Origin of the sequence: Thioclava litoralis, from assembly GCF_045278885.1 — a bacterium.
Taxonomy (GTDB): domain Bacteria; phylum Pseudomonadota; class Alphaproteobacteria; order Rhodobacterales; family Rhodobacteraceae; genus Thioclava; species Thioclava litoralis.
Genome location: NZ_CP135444.1, coordinates 422,061 through 436,060, shown reverse-complemented (window position 1 = coordinate 436,060; position 14,000 = coordinate 422,061). Strand labels below are relative to the sequence as shown.

The following is a 14,000-nucleotide window of genomic DNA, read 5'->3' as shown; positions in this document are numbered from 1 at the left end:
GATTATCCCTGCTCGGACAGCACCTGCACCGCCATCGCCGCCGCAGTGGCCCGATTTTCCACGGATAATTTGGCATAGATCTGCAAAAGGTGCTTTTTCACCGTGGCGACCGAATTTCCCAAAATGTCGGCGATGTCCTGATTGGATTTGCCAGCGGCAACCCAGACCAGCACCTCGGCCTCGCGCTGGGTCAGCGGAAAACGCCCGCGCAGGATCTCTTCGCGCAGGCCCGGACGGTCTTCGGTGACGCGGAACAGATATTCACCCTCGCGCACGGGGTTGAGGTAATGGAACCCGATCTCGGCCTCGCCCAAGGGCACCACCGCCGTGCTGCCCGTCTGACGGGTCAGCGACAGAAGCTGCCCTACCAGCGCATCGGTCAGCAGCAGCTGCCCGCCATGAAACAGCCCGCCCAGCAGGTCTTCGGCGCGCGGCGTGGACCACAGGATACGCCCGCCGCCATCCATCGCCAGCAAGGACCGCCCCGTCGCATCCAGCGCCGCCCGCGCCCCTTCGGCCAGACGCGCATTCAGCAGATGCACGCGGATACGGGCGATCAATTCCTCAAGCTTGATCGGTTTTGTGACATAATCGACGCCGCCTGCCGCCAATCCGGCCACCACATGTTCGGTATCTGACAATCCGGTCATGAAGATCACGGGGATATTCTCGCGCCCCGGCGTCTGTTTGATGGCCCGCGTGGTGGCAAAGCCATCCAGCCCTGGCATCACCGCATCCATCAAGATCACATGCGGCGCGATCTTGGCCAGAAGATCCAGCGCCGCCTGACCCGAGGTCGCCACCAGCACCGTCATCCCCTCGCGCTCCAGCGTATCGGTCAACAGCCCCAGCGTCTGCGGCGTGTCATCCACGATCAACACGATATCATCCGTCATCGCGCCCCTCCTCCATCATCATCCGCACCTGCTGCGCAAGGCGCGGCAGTTCGAACCCCTGCGCAAGCTGCAGCCACTGCGCAACCGATCCTTCAGGACAGTCCTCCAGAATATCCAACACCCCGCGCCGATGCCCGATTTCCGCCGCCGCAAGCAGCCGTTCCAGCAGATCGGCGGGCAGATCGGGCTTTGCCGGACGCTCCGCCGGTCTCGCATCATATAGCCAGTCGATCTGCAAAAGCCCGCCAATCTCCGCCAGCAGCGCATCCAGATCCACCGGCTTCGACAGGAACCCGTCCTGAAGCCCCGCCCCTTCGGCCTGACTGTCATGGGCATTGCCCGACAGCATCACCACGCGCATCTCGGGGTCCAGCGCGCGCAACCGTGCCGCCACTTCCCAACCGCTCATGCCGGGCATGGTGATATCCAGCACCGCCAGATCGGGGCGCAGCGCGGGGGCCAGCCGCAAAGCTTCGGCCCCGTTCTGCGCCACCACCACCTGAAAGCCCAAAGGCGCCAGTATCCGGCGTAACAGCGCCAGATGATCGGCATCATCATCCACCAGAAGCAGGCGCTTGCGCGGCCCCTCATAGCCCAGAACCGGCCGCGCGCCCGTTGGCAGAAGGTCACCACCTGCCTCGAACATCAGCAGTTGCACCACCATCCGCGTGCCCTCGCCGGCCACACTTTCCACGCGGATATGCCCGCCCATGATCTCGACCAGCAGCTTGGTAATGGTCAGCCCCAGCCCGGTGCCGGGCACCAGATCGGCGCGGCTGCCCCGATCGAACGGATCAAAAATACGCTTCAGATCTTCGGGGGCAATGCCGATGCCGGTGTCGAAAATCTCGACCTCCAGCAGATGGTTGCGATAGCGCAGACGTAACCCTACCTGACCACGGTCCGTAAATTTCACCGCATTGGACAACAGGTTGATCAGCACCTGCCGCAGCCGCTTGCGGTCCACCAGCACCTGACGCGGCAGCCAGCCCTGACGGTCATAGACAAAATCCAAGCCCTTCGCCTCGGCCTGAAAGCGGAAGATCTCGGCCAGCTGGTCCAACAGTTCGGGCAGCGCGACGCGATCACGCGCCAGCACCAGCGTGCCGCTTTCCACCCGCGAGATATCCTGAAGCCCGTCCACAAGATCCGTCAGATGCTCGGCCGAGCGCCGGATCACCCCCACCGCCGAAGGCGCAGCGGACAGATCGCGCTCCATCAGCTGGGCATAGCCATAGATCGCATTGAGCGGCGAGCGTATTTCATGGCTGAGACCGGTCAGAAAGCGCGATTTGGCGAAATTGGCGGCCTCGGCCACCTCGCGCGCCTGACGGGCCTGCGCCTCGGCCTGTTCGCGCGCACCCACCTCGCGGCGCAGCGCCTCGGCCTGCCGCTCGAACTCGTCCTCGACCTGACGGCGGTTCTCATGCGCCAGCACGAAGAACCACGCCATCAGCCCCGACAGGATCGCCAGCGCCACGAAAATCACCCAGAAAGCCGAGCCGACCGCCTGTGCCGAGCCTGCCGCCATCCCGCGCGTCACCTGATGGCGCACCGCCCCCAGAAGCCCCGCCGTCGCCAGAACAAACACGGCCGCCAGCCCCGCAACCTGCCCGATCCGCGCCCGCCTGCGGGGCGAGAGCCGTGCCGGCAGGGCCCGTTCGGACAGCGCGCGGATCTGTTGCGACAGCCGCGCCTGCGGTTTGCACAGATCACGGCACCGCCCCTCCAGCGAACAGCACAGCGAACAGATCGCCACACCATAGGCCGGACATTGGGCCATATCCTCGGGGTCGAACCGGTTGCCACAAATCCCGCATCCACACAGCCCGTCCGCTGCGGGGGCAATCTGCGACCCCCGCGCGATGTAGAAACGCCCCCGCGTCGCCCAAGCCAGAAGCGGCGCGGCGATAAAAGCCACCACCAGACCGGCGGGCACACAGAAGGCCTGCGCCAAGGGCCCCAGCCACCCCGTCAGGCACAGCACCGACACCAGCACCGACAGCGCCATCGCACCACAGCCCACGGGGTTGATGTCATAAAGATGGGCGCGTTTGAATTCGATCAGCTTGGGCGACAGCCCCAGCGGCTTGGCAATCGCCAGATCGCCCGCCACAGCCCCCAGCCAGCCCACCGCCAGAATGCCGTAAAGATCCAGAATGCTTTCCAGCGCGCCAAAGACACCAAGCTCCATCAGCATCAGCGCCAATGCGGTGTTGAACACCAGCCAGACCACACGTCCCGGATGGTTATGGGTCAGCCGCGAAAAGAAGTTCGACCATGCGATCGAACCGGCATAGGCATTGGTCACATTGATCTTGACCTGCGCGACACAGACCAGAACCCCCATCGCGATCAATGCCAGAACCGGATTGCCCAGCAGCGTGCCGAAGGCCAGATCGAAGGCGATGGCGGGTTGGGCGGCCAGATCGGGCGCGATGCCTGCACGGGTTGCCATGACCGTCAGCCATGAGCCAAGCATGATCTTGGCACCGGCAATCAGCACCCAGCCCGGCCCCGCCATGCCCAGTGCCAGACGCCTGCGCCAGCTTTTGCCCTCGGGGAGGAAGCGCAGATAATCGACCTGTTCGCCAATCTGCGGCAAGAGCGACAGCAGCAATGACAGCCCCGCACCGATCTGCAGCAGATCGACGCCCGATGCCGCGCCGCCAAAGCCCAGCCAAGACGCCATATCGGGCACCGTGTCTTCCGTTCCCGCCACCGCAAGCACCAGAAGCGGTGCCAGTTGCAACCCCAGCCATAGCGGCTGGCTCAGGCGTTGTATCCGCGAAATGCGCCGGATGCCGAAGGCCGCAATCGGAAGCACGACCAGCGCCGACACCATATGCCCCAGCCATAGGGGCATCCCGAGCGCCAGATTGAGCGCCACCGACATGATCGAAGCCTCGATCGCGAACAGCACGAAGGTGAAAGACGCATAGACAAGCGAGGTCACCGTCGAGCCGATATAGCCAAAGCCCGCGCCCCGCGTCAGCAGGTCGATATCCAGCCCCGAACGCGCCGCGTTCCGCGTGATCGGCCAGCCCACCAGCAGCGCCAGCACCACAAGCCCCGCCACCGCAGCCAGCGTGTCGCGGGTGCCATGCGCCAGTGTCAGCGACCCGCCAATCGCCTCGCAGGCCAGAAAAGCCAGCGCCCCGATGGCCGTATGGGCCACACGCGACGGGCGTAACCGCGCCCGCCTTGCGGTAAAGCGCAGCGCGAAATCCTCCAGCGTCTCGTTCGCCGCCCATTGATTATACTCACGACGCTCGGGCGCGATGAACTGATGGCGCAAGGCATGTCCTTTCCGGTCTCTTCCTCCGGTTAGGACGGGGGAAGACCAAGGCGCAAGTCATGCGGCATGATAGACGCCCGAAAAGACGGCCTTTGCCTATATATCAGGCAAAAGAAAGCCGGGACCAATGGCCCCGGCAGATCATGGCGCAAAGTGTGGGCGCTCAGGCTTTGTCCGCCTTGGCGGGTTTCGACGGCATCTCGATGTTGATTTCGAGACTTTCGATATCGTCACCGCGCTCCATGCGGATATCGACCTCTTCATCGGCCACTTCGACATATTTGCGGATCACCGCGATGATATCGCGTTGCAGCTGCGGCAGGTAATCCCCGCCCGAGGAGTTCGAGCCGCGCTCATGCGCCAGCAGGATCTGCAGGCGCTCTTTGGCGGCATTGGCGGTCTGCTTGCGACGGGGTTTGAGAGAAAATCCGAAAAGGCTCATGCCGACCGCCCGAAGATGCGGCCCAGAAGGCCGGGTTTCTTTTCACCTTCGACCTTCATCTCGACTTTCTCGCCCAGCAGACGCGCAACCGCATCCTCATAGGCGCGACCTGCCGAAGACGGATCGTCCAGCGTGACCGGCGTGCCCACATTGGACGCACGCAGCACGGCGGGGCTTTCGGGCACGATCCCCAGAAGCGGCACGGCCAGAATTTCCAGCACGTCTTCCACGGTCATCATCTCGCCCTTGTCGATACGGGCCTGATCGTGACGGGTCAGCAGAACCTGCGCCTTCACGCCGGTGCCGTCTTTCTCGGCGCGCTGGGTTTTTGACGCCAGCAGGCCCAGAACGCGGTCGCTATCGCGCACCGAAGACACTTCGGGGTTGGTCACAACGACCGCCTCATCGGCGAAATACATCGCCAGCTGGGCGCCGCGTTCGATCCCTGCGGGGCTGTCGCAGATGATATAGTCGAACTCTTTCTTCAGCTCGTTCAGCACCTCTTCCACGCCCTCTTTGGTCAGCGCGTCCTTGTCGCGCGTCTGCGAGGTCGGCAGGATCTGCAGCGTTTCAACGCGCTTGTCCTTGATCAGCGCCTGTTTCAGACGGGCATCGCCCTGAATGACGTTGATAAAGTCAAAGACCACACGGCGTTCGCAGCCCATGATCATATCGAGGTTGCGCAGACCCACATCGAAATCGATGACAACGGTGCGGAAACCGCGTTTGGCCAGACCTGCCGAAATCGCGGCGGCAGAGGTCGTCTTGCCAACGCCCCCCTTGCCCGAGGTGATGACGATCACCCGGCCGAGCGGCGGCTTTTCCTTCAGCTCTTCCTTGGCCTTATCTGTGGTTTGGGTGCTCATGCAAAGGTCTCCATGCATAGTCTGTCATCTTCGAGCCAAGCCTGCACAGCCCGATGGCGCAGGTCGTCTCCGATGGTTTCACTGGTACGGTAAAGGCCCGCCACGGCCAGAAGTTCGGCATCAAGATCACGGCAGAAGATCCGGCAGCTTTCATCGCCGAACACACCTGCCATCGCGCGCCCGCGCAGCGCGCCATAGACGTGGATATTGCCCGCGGCCACCAATTCGGCCCCCGAGGCCACCGAGCCCAGCACGATCAGGTCACCATGTTCGGCCACAATCTGCTGGCCCGAGCGCACGGGATTGCGGATGGTCAGGGTCTGGGCGGGGGCTGCGGCAGGCTGGTCGGCCTCTGTCTCGGCCTCCGCCTCGACCGTTTGGCCCTTGTTCTGGCCAAGCTGGTGGGCCCCGTTCTGGCCCTTGGGGTTCAGCGGCTTGCGCGGCTCGTGCACCGGCCCGTCCCGTCCGCTGATCACCGGAATCAGCCCAAGCTGGTCGGCAGTCTCGCGCTGCGCCTTATTGGCGTTCTGCACCCCGAAAACCGACAGATTGCGCGCGCGCATCTGGGCCACGAGGTCTTGAATGGCTTCGGGCTTGGCAAAGCCGGGCACATCAGCGAAATCGATGACCATAGGCGAGCCGACAAGAAGCTGCGGCGTCTTCTCGAGCTGTTGATCAAGCGCGGTATAGAAAGCCTCGTCCGGCGTGTCGGATTCCATACGCAGCGCGATTGCGGTCAGGAACCGGCCACGGAAATGGAAGGGCCGTACAACGGCCGGGGGCGCGTCGGCCCGGCTGCGGATATCGTCTTTCGCCACGACGAAACTGCTCCTCATTTGATGGGCCCCGTCCCGAGACCCGATTCAGGCTTCGACTCAGGATCGCCCATTTTGATGTTTGCCCCTCTCTTGCCACTATGGACAGGGGTCTGTGAAGCTTGACGCTACGGATTGCGCGGGTTCCTGCCGCCCACCGGCCGGATCGGATGACTTAAGCTGTGCTGATGGAGGGGCGTATAACGCATGCCCTTGCGGAATGTGAAGCAAATTCCGGCACTGGCGGTGAAAAGCTCTTGCCGCTAATCTGGCGCAAGACAGAAGGAGGCGCGTCGATGGCGGCAGCTACAGCCAAAACCTATCCGAACGCGATTGCCGGAGGCATCGATCTGGGGGGCACCAAGATCGAGGCGCGTTTGTTCGGCGCAGGCTATCAGAGCCTTGAAGCGACCCGCTTTCCTACGCCGACCGATACCGTCGAGACGTTCCTGCAAGCGCTGTCCAAAGCCATCCGCTGGCTGGAGGAGACTTCTGGACGCGGGTCCAGATTGCCGATCGGCATCGGCCTTCCGGGGATCATCAACCCGTTCAACGGCGCGGCAATGGCCGCCAATATTCCGGTGACCGGCCTTGACCTGCCCGCCGCCATCGCCCGCAAGATCGGGCGCAAGATCCCGCTGATCAATGACGGGCAGGCCTTTGCCCTGTCCGAGGCACATGGCGGGGCCGGTCTGGGCGCGCGCTCGGTTCTGGGGCTGATCATGGGCACGGGCATCGGGGCGGGCCATGTGCTGGACGGCGCGCTGCCCTACCGGCGCAACATCGCAGGAATCGAGGCCGGACATCTGGGCCTGCCAGCGCCGCTGCTTGAACGGCACGGCCTGCCGATCCGCCCCTGTGGCTGCGGCAGGAAGGGATGTTTTGAAACCTATCTTGCCGGTCCGGGGCTGCGCCGGATCTGCCAGCACAAACTGGGCCACGCCCTGCCCCCCGAGGATCTGGGGGCGGCGGTGGCGAATGGCGACCCTGCGGCCACCGGCGTGCTGGAGATCTGGGCCGCGCTGGCCGCCGAACTGCTGTTGACGCTGCATCTGACCCTTGATCCGGATTGCATCATTCTGGGCGGCGGGCTGTCGCAACTGCCTCAGGTCACCGACCATCTGGCGCGGGCTTTCACCCGTGTGCGGCTTGGCCCGATGGCGCTGCCCGACTTGCGGCTGGCGGCGCATGGGGATAGTTCGGGCGCACGCGGCGCGGCCATTCTGGCGGTGCAGGAAGCGGCAAAGGAATAGCATCATGATCGTCATCGCCAAGCGCGGCTGGGTCGCGGGACAGTTCTGCGGACCGCTGCGGCTGGAGGTGGTGCAGGGCCGTCTGGTCGGGTTTCGGGCTGCAGAGGCGGGAGAAACCGGCGATCTAGAGGTCGGGTTTGCCGGTCCGGCGCTGACCGATCTGCAGGTCAATGGCGCAGGCGGTGTGATGCTGAACTCGCGCCCCGATGCCGAAGGGATCGCCCATATCATCCGCACGCTGCGCCTGCGGGGCACGGGCTGGGCCATGCCCACGCTGATCACCTGCGAGCCCGAGCGCCTGACCCGCGCGGTCGATGCCGCAATCGAGGCCTTCGGGATGGAGGGGTTTGTGGGCCTGCATATCGAGGGGCCGCATATCAACCCCGCCAAGCGCGGCACCCATCAGGCGCAGTTCATCCGCCCCTTCGATGACCGCACGATGACGGATCTGCAGCGGCTGCGCGCGCGGGATATTCCGGTGATGCTGACGCTGGCCCCCGAATGTGTGCCCCTGCCGGTGATCCAGGAGCTGGCGCAAATGGGGGTTGTGGTCTCGGGCGGGCATAGCATGGCCGATGCCGCACAAACCCGCGCGGCCCTTGCGGCGGGGCTGCGCTGTTTCACCCATCTCTACAACGCCATGCCCGCCATGACCTCGCGCGCGCCCAATCTGCTGGGGGCCGCCATCGCCTCGGAGGCCTATGCGGGCATCATCCTCGACGGCCACCATGTGGATTTCACGATGGCGCAGATCGCCTGTCAGGCGCGCCCGCTGCCCGACCGGATGTTCATGGTCTCGGATGCGATGGCCACGATTGGCGGCCCCGACCATTTCGAGCTTTATGGCCAGACGATCCGCCTCAAGGACGGGGCGCTGGTCAATGCCGAGGGTGCGCTGGCGGGGGCCCATACCGATCTGGTGCACTGCCTGCGCAATGCGGTGACGCGAATGGGCATGACCGTCGAGACCGCCTATCGCATGGCGGCACTGGTGCCGCGCGATGCTATGGGGCTGGCGCGTCCCGATCTTGCGGCGGGCCTGCCGGTGGCCGAGCTGCTGCTGCTTGATGACCAGCTGCAGCATGTCACGGTGTAGCGATGCCTAGCGCAGCTGGCGTTTGGCCAGTTTGCGCGCCAGTGTCCGGCGGTGCATCCCCAGTTGCCGCGCCGCCTCGGAGATATTGAAATCGGTGGCGCGCAGCACTTCCTGAATGCGTTCCCATTCATTCACCCGAATGCCCCCCGAGGCCTGCCCCAAGGCCAGATCCGTCTCGCCCGCGCCACGCGCGAAAGCGGCCTCGATCTCGGCGGCGGTGGCGGGCTTGGCCAGATAATGCCCCGCACCCAGCTTGATCGCCTCGACCGCTGTGGCAATCGAGGCAAAGCCTGTCAGCACGACGATCCGCGGCGCCGGATCAAGCGCGGCCAGCTCGCGCACGCATTCCAGCCCGTTCCGCCCCGGAAGCTTCAGATCCACCAGCGCAAAATCGGGCGGGGATTGCGCCGCCACGATGGCCGCCTCTTCGGTCGAACCGGCCTGCGACACCGCAAAGCCGCGCCGTGTCATGGCCTCGGTCAATGTCTCCGCCAGGGCGGAATCATCCTCGACGATCAGCAAGTTACGCACCGCTTCTGTCATGTCTCGTCCTCTTTCAACGGCAGGCTCAGTCGCACCCGCGCACCACCTTCCGCCCTGTTCTCGACCGACCAGTCCCCGCCCAGCCTACGCACGGCATTGGAAACCAGATACAGCCCGAACCCCCGACCGGGGTCGCCCTTGCCCGCCGCCATAGGCCGCACCGGATGATCCAGCACCGCCTGCGGAAATCCCGGACCATCATCGTCAAACACCACCACCAGATGACCGGCCTCGCGATGCGCCGACAGGGTCATATGGCGCGCGCCTGCCTGCTGGGCATTGGTCAGGATATTGCGCAGCGCCTGTTCCAGCATCGTATCGGCAATCAGCGCCGCCCCCAGCACCGGCGCGGGCCGCATCTCCACCTCCAGCGCGCCCCCGTCCTCGCGCCAGTCGGTGATCACCTCGTCCAGAAATTCGCCCGCAGGCAGCGCCTCGGCCAGATCCAGCCGGTCAAGCCCTGCGGCAAAAAGCATGCCGCTGACAATATGTCGGCACCGTGCCAGCTCCTGCTGCATCCGCGCCAGAACCTTTTCGCGGCGTGGACTGTCGGGAATGCCGCTTTCGTGCCATTCATCCAGCGTCACCGCCAGAGTGGTCAGCGGTGTGCCCAGATCATGGGCCGTGCTGGAGGCCATCACCCCCAGACGCACGAAATGCTCGTCTTCCACCAGTTTCTGCCGCAAGACCGCAATCTGCGCATCCCGCGCCGCCAGATTGCGCCGCAGCCCGCTGACAAACCATGTCAGAAGCCCCGCCGCCAGCACGAAGCTGAGAAACATTCCCAGCAGATGCAGGCCGAAAAACCCGTCGCCGGTCATCTGGGTCATTTGCTCCGGCCCCATCGCCGGCAGTCGCAGCGGACGACCGTGGCGCAGCAGCCAGAAATGCGCAGCCGCAGCCGCAGACAGGATGAAAATCACCTGCGGCATGGGGGCCAGCAGCAATCCCAGCATCACCTGCAAGATGAACAGCGTCACGAAAGGATTGGCCGCCCCGCCGCTGAAATACAAAAGCACGGTCAGCGCCGCGATGTCGATCAGCAGCTCGACGGTCACGATCCAGTCGGAAACGGCCAGCCCCTTGCAACAGCGCCAGAGCGCAAAGAGATTGATCGCGCAGGACAGCCCGATCACCGCCATCATCTCGGGCACCGGCAGATCCGCGCCCAGATAGAGCACGGTCACCGCAATCGCCAGCGCCTGCCCCGCAAGGGCGATCCAGCGCAGCCGGATCAGCAGCGCCAGATTGCGGCGTCCGGTATCTTCGGACAGCGCCCGAATGGCGTCATCGGGGTCGCCGGAGGCGGCAGGCGGCAGGACAGGTGTCTTCATCGGACCTTCAGAGGCTGGCAGGCAGGGGAGTGCAGGCGGCAGTCGGGTTTAACATAATCTTCTTTTGCGCAAGGGCCAGAACCTGCGGGTGATGGGTCACAATCAGCATCATCCGCCCTGCCCCCAACTGCCGCAGCCCCGCAATCACCTGTGCCTGCGTGGCGCGGTCCAGCCCTTCGGTCGGCTCGTCCAGCAGCAGCAGCGGGGCCTCTTGCAGCGCCGCCCGTGCCACGGCAAGCCGCCGCGCCTGCCCCCCCGAAAGCCGCGCTCCCAGCTCGCCCAGACGGGTCGCAAGCCCCTGCGGCATCGCTGCCACCTCGGCCCGCAGCGCCGCCAGATCAAGCGCGTTCCAAAGCGCCTCGTCACTGGCCCCGGGCTGCGCCAGCCGCAGGTTTTCGGCAATCGTGCCGTTAAACAGATGCACATGCTGGTCCACCACCGCAATCCCGCCACGCAGATCGGCATCGGACAGCGCCCGCAGATCCACCCCCGAAAGCGAGATCGCCCCCTCGGACGGGTCCCAGAACCGCTGCACCAGATTCAGCACCGTCGTCTTGCCCGCCCCGCTTGGCCCCGTCAGCGCAAGGCTCTGGCCCGGTACAAGCCGCAGGCTGAGATCACGGATCACCTCCGGCCCGCCGGGATAGGCGAAAGACACATGATCCAGCACCAGTTCCGGCGCGCGCGGAGGTCGGGGATGGGGCGTCTCGAGGACTTCGGGCGGCTGGTCGGCCAATTCGAAAATGCGCCGCGCCGAAGCCATCGTGCTGTCCCAATGCGCCACAGCCGCCGGAAGCCCCGCAACGGTTTCCATCGCCGCCATCACCGCCAGAACCAGCATCGCCATCTCCGGCCCCGACAGGGTGTGGCTGCTGACCTGCGGGATCAGCAGCACCAGCGCGCCCAGCACCATCCCCTGACCGACAAGGCTGCCCAAGGCGGTGAAGACCGCGCCCAGCCATGCCTGCCTGCGCTGCGCCGCCACCATCCGCGCGGCGCAGGCCTGCACCAGCAGGACCTGCCGCTCCACCGCGCCAAACACCTGCAATTCAGCCAGACCGCGGGTCAGATCGGCGCTTTCGGCCTGTAGACGGGCACGGGCGCGCGTGATCCGCCCGCCGCTTTGGCGCAGGAACGCGCGCTGGATCAGCGGCACAAGCCCGCCCGCCACGCAAAGCCCCAGCGCCACCCAAAGCGCCAGCGGCCACCAGACCAGCCCGAGCCAGAGCACCACCGCCCCGCCCGCAACCAGCGCCGAAAGCACCGGCCCCAGAAGGCGCAGGTGGACATTTTCCAGCGCATCCACATCGCCCCGCAGTCGCGCCAGCAGATCCCCATGCCGCAGCCCCCGAAGACCGGCAGGGGCCAGCGGCACAAGGCGCGTATAAAGCCACGGGCGCAGCTTGGCGATCAGGGCCAGCGTCGCCTCATGGGTCACCAGCCGTTCCAGATAGCGCGCCCCCGCCCGCAGCAGCGCAAGGCCACGGATGGCCGCCGCCGGTGTGAAAAATTCCAGCGTCAACCGCCCCAGACCCGCAAGGGCCATCGAGGTGATGAACCATCCCGACACGGCCATCAGCGCCACATTCGACAGCATCACCGTTACCGAGAGCGCGACCCCAAACGCGATACGCCAGCGGAACGGTCTGCACAGATGTAACAGGCGCCGCAGATCAGACATCACGCACCTCCTTCGGCGCCTCGAAGAAGGCCGCAGGCAGATCCTGTGGTGGCCCGTCAAAGACCACCTTGCCCGCCTGCAGCATAATCAGATGATCGGCAAGCTGTGCGCAGGCGCGGTCATGGGTGATGATCAGGCGGGCCGCATCGGGCGTGGCCGCCAGAACGCTGCGCATCAGGGCCTGCGCGCCTTGCGCATCCAGCGCCGCCGTCGGTTCGTCAAGGATCAGAAGCGCGGGCGAGACAAGCAGGGCCCGCGCCATCGCCACCCGCCGGATCTGGCCGCCCGACAGGCCCGCCCCGCCTTCCCCCAGACGGGTGGCATAGCCCTCCGGCAGGGCAGAGATAAACCCGTGCGCCTGCGGGGCCCGTGCCGCAGCCTCGATCCGCGCCTGCGTCGCGGCGGGCTGGCCAAGCGCGATATTCTCGGCCAGCGTGCCCGCAAACAGGCGCGGCGTCTGTGGCAGCCAGCCGATACCCGCCCGCAAGTCCTGCGCGGCGATCGTCTGCCCGTCCAGCAGGATCTGCCCGCTGGAAGGCGAGACTTGCCCCAGAAGCAGCCGCGCCAAGGTGGTTTTGCCCGCCCCGCTTGCGCCCATCACCGCAAGGCTCCGCCCGCGTTCGAGTGTGAAGGAGAGCGGCCCCACGCTGTCCCCATCGACATCGGTGCTGGCAGAGCGGTCGGCATGGGTAAAGCTCAACGCCTCCACCCGCAGCATCCGCCAGTCGCGCGGGGCGATCCCTGCGGCGGCGATCCCTGTGGCGGCGGGCTGATCGGGGCCGATCAACGCCATCATCGCCTCGCCCGCACCGATGGCCGCCATACGTGCATGATAATGCTGGCCCATCTCGCGCAGCGGACGGAAGAATTCGGGCGCGACCAGCAACGCGAACAGTCCCGGCAAAAAGGTAAGATCGCCGTAATACAGGCGGAACCCCACATAGACCGCCACCATCGCCACCGCGATGGTCGAAAAGAATTCCAGCACCAGCGAGGACAGGAACGCCAGACGCAGCACTTTCATCGTGACGCTGCGATAGCCTTCCGACATGGCCGCAACCAGCGCCGCCTCGCGCCGCGCCGCGCCAAGCTGGCGCAGGGTCACCAGCCCCGCGATACGGTCGAACAGATGCGCCCCCATCACCATCAAGCGCTGCCATTGGCGACGGTTGAGCGCCTCGGCCCCCTTGCCGACCACAATCATGAAGACAGGAATGACGGGAGCGGTCACCGCAAGGATCAGCGCGCTGACCCAGTCGAAGGGGATCACGCAGACCAGCACCAGCACAGGGATCAGAGCCGCAACAAGACGCTGGGGCAGGAAGGCCGCGAAATAGTCCTGAACCGCTTCAACCCCCTCGGACAGGATGCCCGCGACCTCGCCCGAAGGCGGCAGATCCTGCAGCCTCGCATGCCCGATCCGCTGCAGGATGATCCGCCGTAGATGCGCGCGGATCCTGCCCCCTGCCTCGAAGGCCAGCCCTTCACGCAAAACATCAAGAATGGCTCGTAACATCATGGAAATGATGAATAAGGATATATCGCCCTGCAAGGACGAAAGCGCGACCCCATCCACCACCACCGCCGTAATCATGCGGGCGGTGGCATAGGCCTGCAGCACCACCATCGCCCCCGAACCGACCGCTGCACAGACCGACAGGGCCGCAACGCTGCGCCCCGCCAGACCATGACGGCGCAGCCAGCCTTCGATGGGCCGGACGGCGTCCCCATGCAGGGGACGCGGGGCTTGCGGGCGGGCGGGCACAGACATGCGCG

The 14,000-nt window shown here is 65.5% G+C and carries 11 protein-coding genes; 2 read left to right on the top strand and 9 right to left on the bottom strand.

The window, feature by feature from the left end; all coding sequences use genetic code 11:
• Positions 1–2: 2 nt before the first annotated feature.
• The 5 genes from RPE78_RS15595 to minC all read right to left on the bottom strand — a co-directional run bounded on the left by RPE78_RS15595 (position 3) and on the right by minC (position 6,338).
• A complete protein-coding gene (locus RPE78_RS15595; RefSeq protein ID WP_330647013.1) occupies positions 3–896 on the bottom strand; it encodes a DNA-binding response regulator in 894 nt (297 codons plus the stop codon).
• The gene (locus RPE78_RS15590; RefSeq protein WP_330647012.1) at positions 886–4,194 is read right to left on the bottom strand and encodes an ATP-binding protein; all 3,309 of its coding nucleotides are present in this window, start codon (positions 4,192–4,194) and stop codon (positions 886–888) included. The genes RPE78_RS15595 and RPE78_RS15590 overlap by 11 nt, the downstream gene beginning before the upstream one ends.
• A gap of 163 nt (positions 4,195–4,357) precedes the next feature.
• Positions 4,358–4,636: a cell division topological specificity factor MinE gene (gene minE / locus RPE78_RS15585; protein ID WP_330647010.1), complete on the bottom strand. Its 279-nt coding sequence runs from the start codon at positions 4,634–4,636 to the stop codon at positions 4,358–4,360.
• Positions 4,633–5,502, bottom strand: coding sequence for a septum site-determining protein MinD (gene minD / locus RPE78_RS15580; protein WP_330647009.1), 870 nt, complete (start codon positions 5,500–5,502; stop codon positions 4,633–4,635). Before minD ends, minE begins: the two co-directional genes overlap by 4 nt.
• Entirely contained in the window at positions 5,499–6,338 is an 840-nt protein-coding gene (minC, locus tag RPE78_RS15575) for a septum site-determining protein MinC (protein WP_330647008.1), read from the bottom strand. The genes minD and minC overlap by 4 nt, the downstream gene beginning before the upstream one ends.
• A gap of 275 nt (positions 6,339–6,613) precedes the next feature.
• Here minC and RPE78_RS15570 point away from each other — a divergent pair, with 275 nt between their 5' ends.
• The gene (locus RPE78_RS15570) at positions 6,614–7,570 is read left to right on the top strand and encodes an ROK family protein (RefSeq protein WP_330647007.1); all 957 of its coding nucleotides are present in this window, start codon (positions 6,614–6,616) and stop codon (positions 7,568–7,570) included.
• 4 nt (positions 7,571–7,574) lie between these two features.
• On the top strand, positions 7,575–8,666 hold the full coding sequence (locus tag RPE78_RS15565) for an N-acetylglucosamine-6-phosphate deacetylase (RefSeq protein WP_330647006.1): 1,092 nt from the start codon (positions 7,575–7,577) through the stop codon (positions 8,664–8,666).
• 6 nt (positions 8,667–8,672) lie between these two features.
• On the opposite strand, the gene RPE78_RS15560 is transcribed toward RPE78_RS15565, so the two are convergent.
• From RPE78_RS15560 to cydD, 4 genes are read right to left on the bottom strand one after another with little or no spacing between them, the layout of a single operon-like run.
• Positions 8,673–9,209 carry a response regulator gene (locus RPE78_RS15560; protein ID WP_330647005.1) on the bottom strand — a complete coding sequence of 179 codons (537 nt, stop codon included), beginning with the start codon at positions 9,207–9,209 and terminating at the stop codon, positions 8,673–8,675.
• The gene (locus RPE78_RS15555; protein WP_330647003.1) at positions 9,206–10,543 is read right to left on the bottom strand and encodes an ATP-binding protein; all 1,338 of its coding nucleotides are present in this window, start codon (positions 10,541–10,543) and stop codon (positions 9,206–9,208) included. The genes RPE78_RS15560 and RPE78_RS15555 overlap by 4 nt, the downstream gene beginning before the upstream one ends.
• A gap of 7 nt (positions 10,544–10,550) precedes the next feature.
• Positions 10,551–12,224 carry a thiol reductant ABC exporter subunit CydC gene (cydC, locus tag RPE78_RS15550; protein ID WP_330647002.1) on the bottom strand — a complete coding sequence of 558 codons (1,674 nt, stop codon included), beginning with the start codon at positions 12,222–12,224 and terminating at the stop codon, positions 10,551–10,553.
• Positions 12,217–13,995 (bottom strand): thiol reductant ABC exporter subunit CydD, encoded by a 1,779-nt coding sequence (gene cydD / locus RPE78_RS15545; RefSeq protein WP_330647001.1) that lies wholly within the window; start codon positions 13,993–13,995, stop codon positions 12,217–12,219. Before cydD ends, cydC begins: the two co-directional genes overlap by 8 nt.
• Between the last annotated feature and the right edge of the window lie 5 nt (positions 13,996–14,000).

Bases quoted from the DNA above. Each gene is read 5' to 3' on its own strand.
- RPE78_RS15595 (WP_330647013.1), bottom strand. From the start codon at position 896: ATGACGGATGATATCGTGTTGATCGTGGATGACACGCCGCAGACGCTG.
- minE (WP_330647010.1), bottom strand. From the start codon at position 4,636: ATGAGCCTTTTCGGATTTTCTCTCAAACCCCGTCGCAAGCAGACCGCC.
- minD (WP_330647009.1), bottom strand. From the start codon at position 5,502: ATGAGCACCCAAACCACAGATAAGGCCAAGGAAGAGCTGAAGGAAAAG.
- minC (WP_330647008.1), bottom strand. From the start codon at position 6,338: ATGAGGAGCAGTTTCGTCGTGGCGAAAGACGATATCCGCAGCCGGGCC.
- RPE78_RS15570 (WP_330647007.1), top strand. From the start codon at position 6,614: ATGGCGGCAGCTACAGCCAAAACCTATCCGAACGCGATTGCCGGAGGC.
- RPE78_RS15565 (WP_330647006.1), top strand. From the start codon at position 7,575: ATGATCGTCATCGCCAAGCGCGGCTGGGTCGCGGGACAGTTCTGCGGA.
- RPE78_RS15560 (WP_330647005.1), bottom strand. From the start codon at position 9,209: ATGACAGAAGCGGTGCGTAACTTGCTGATCGTCGAGGATGATTCCGCC.
- RPE78_RS15555 (WP_330647003.1), bottom strand. From the start codon at position 10,543: ATGAAGACACCTGTCCTGCCGCCTGCCGCCTCCGGCGACCCCGATGAC.
- cydC (WP_330647002.1), bottom strand. From the start codon at position 12,224: ATGTCTGATCTGCGGCGCCTGTTACATCTGTGCAGACCGTTCCGCTGG.
- cydD (WP_330647001.1), bottom strand. From the start codon at position 13,995: ATGTCTGTGCCCGCCCGCCCGCAAGCCCCGCGTCCCCTGCATGGGGAC.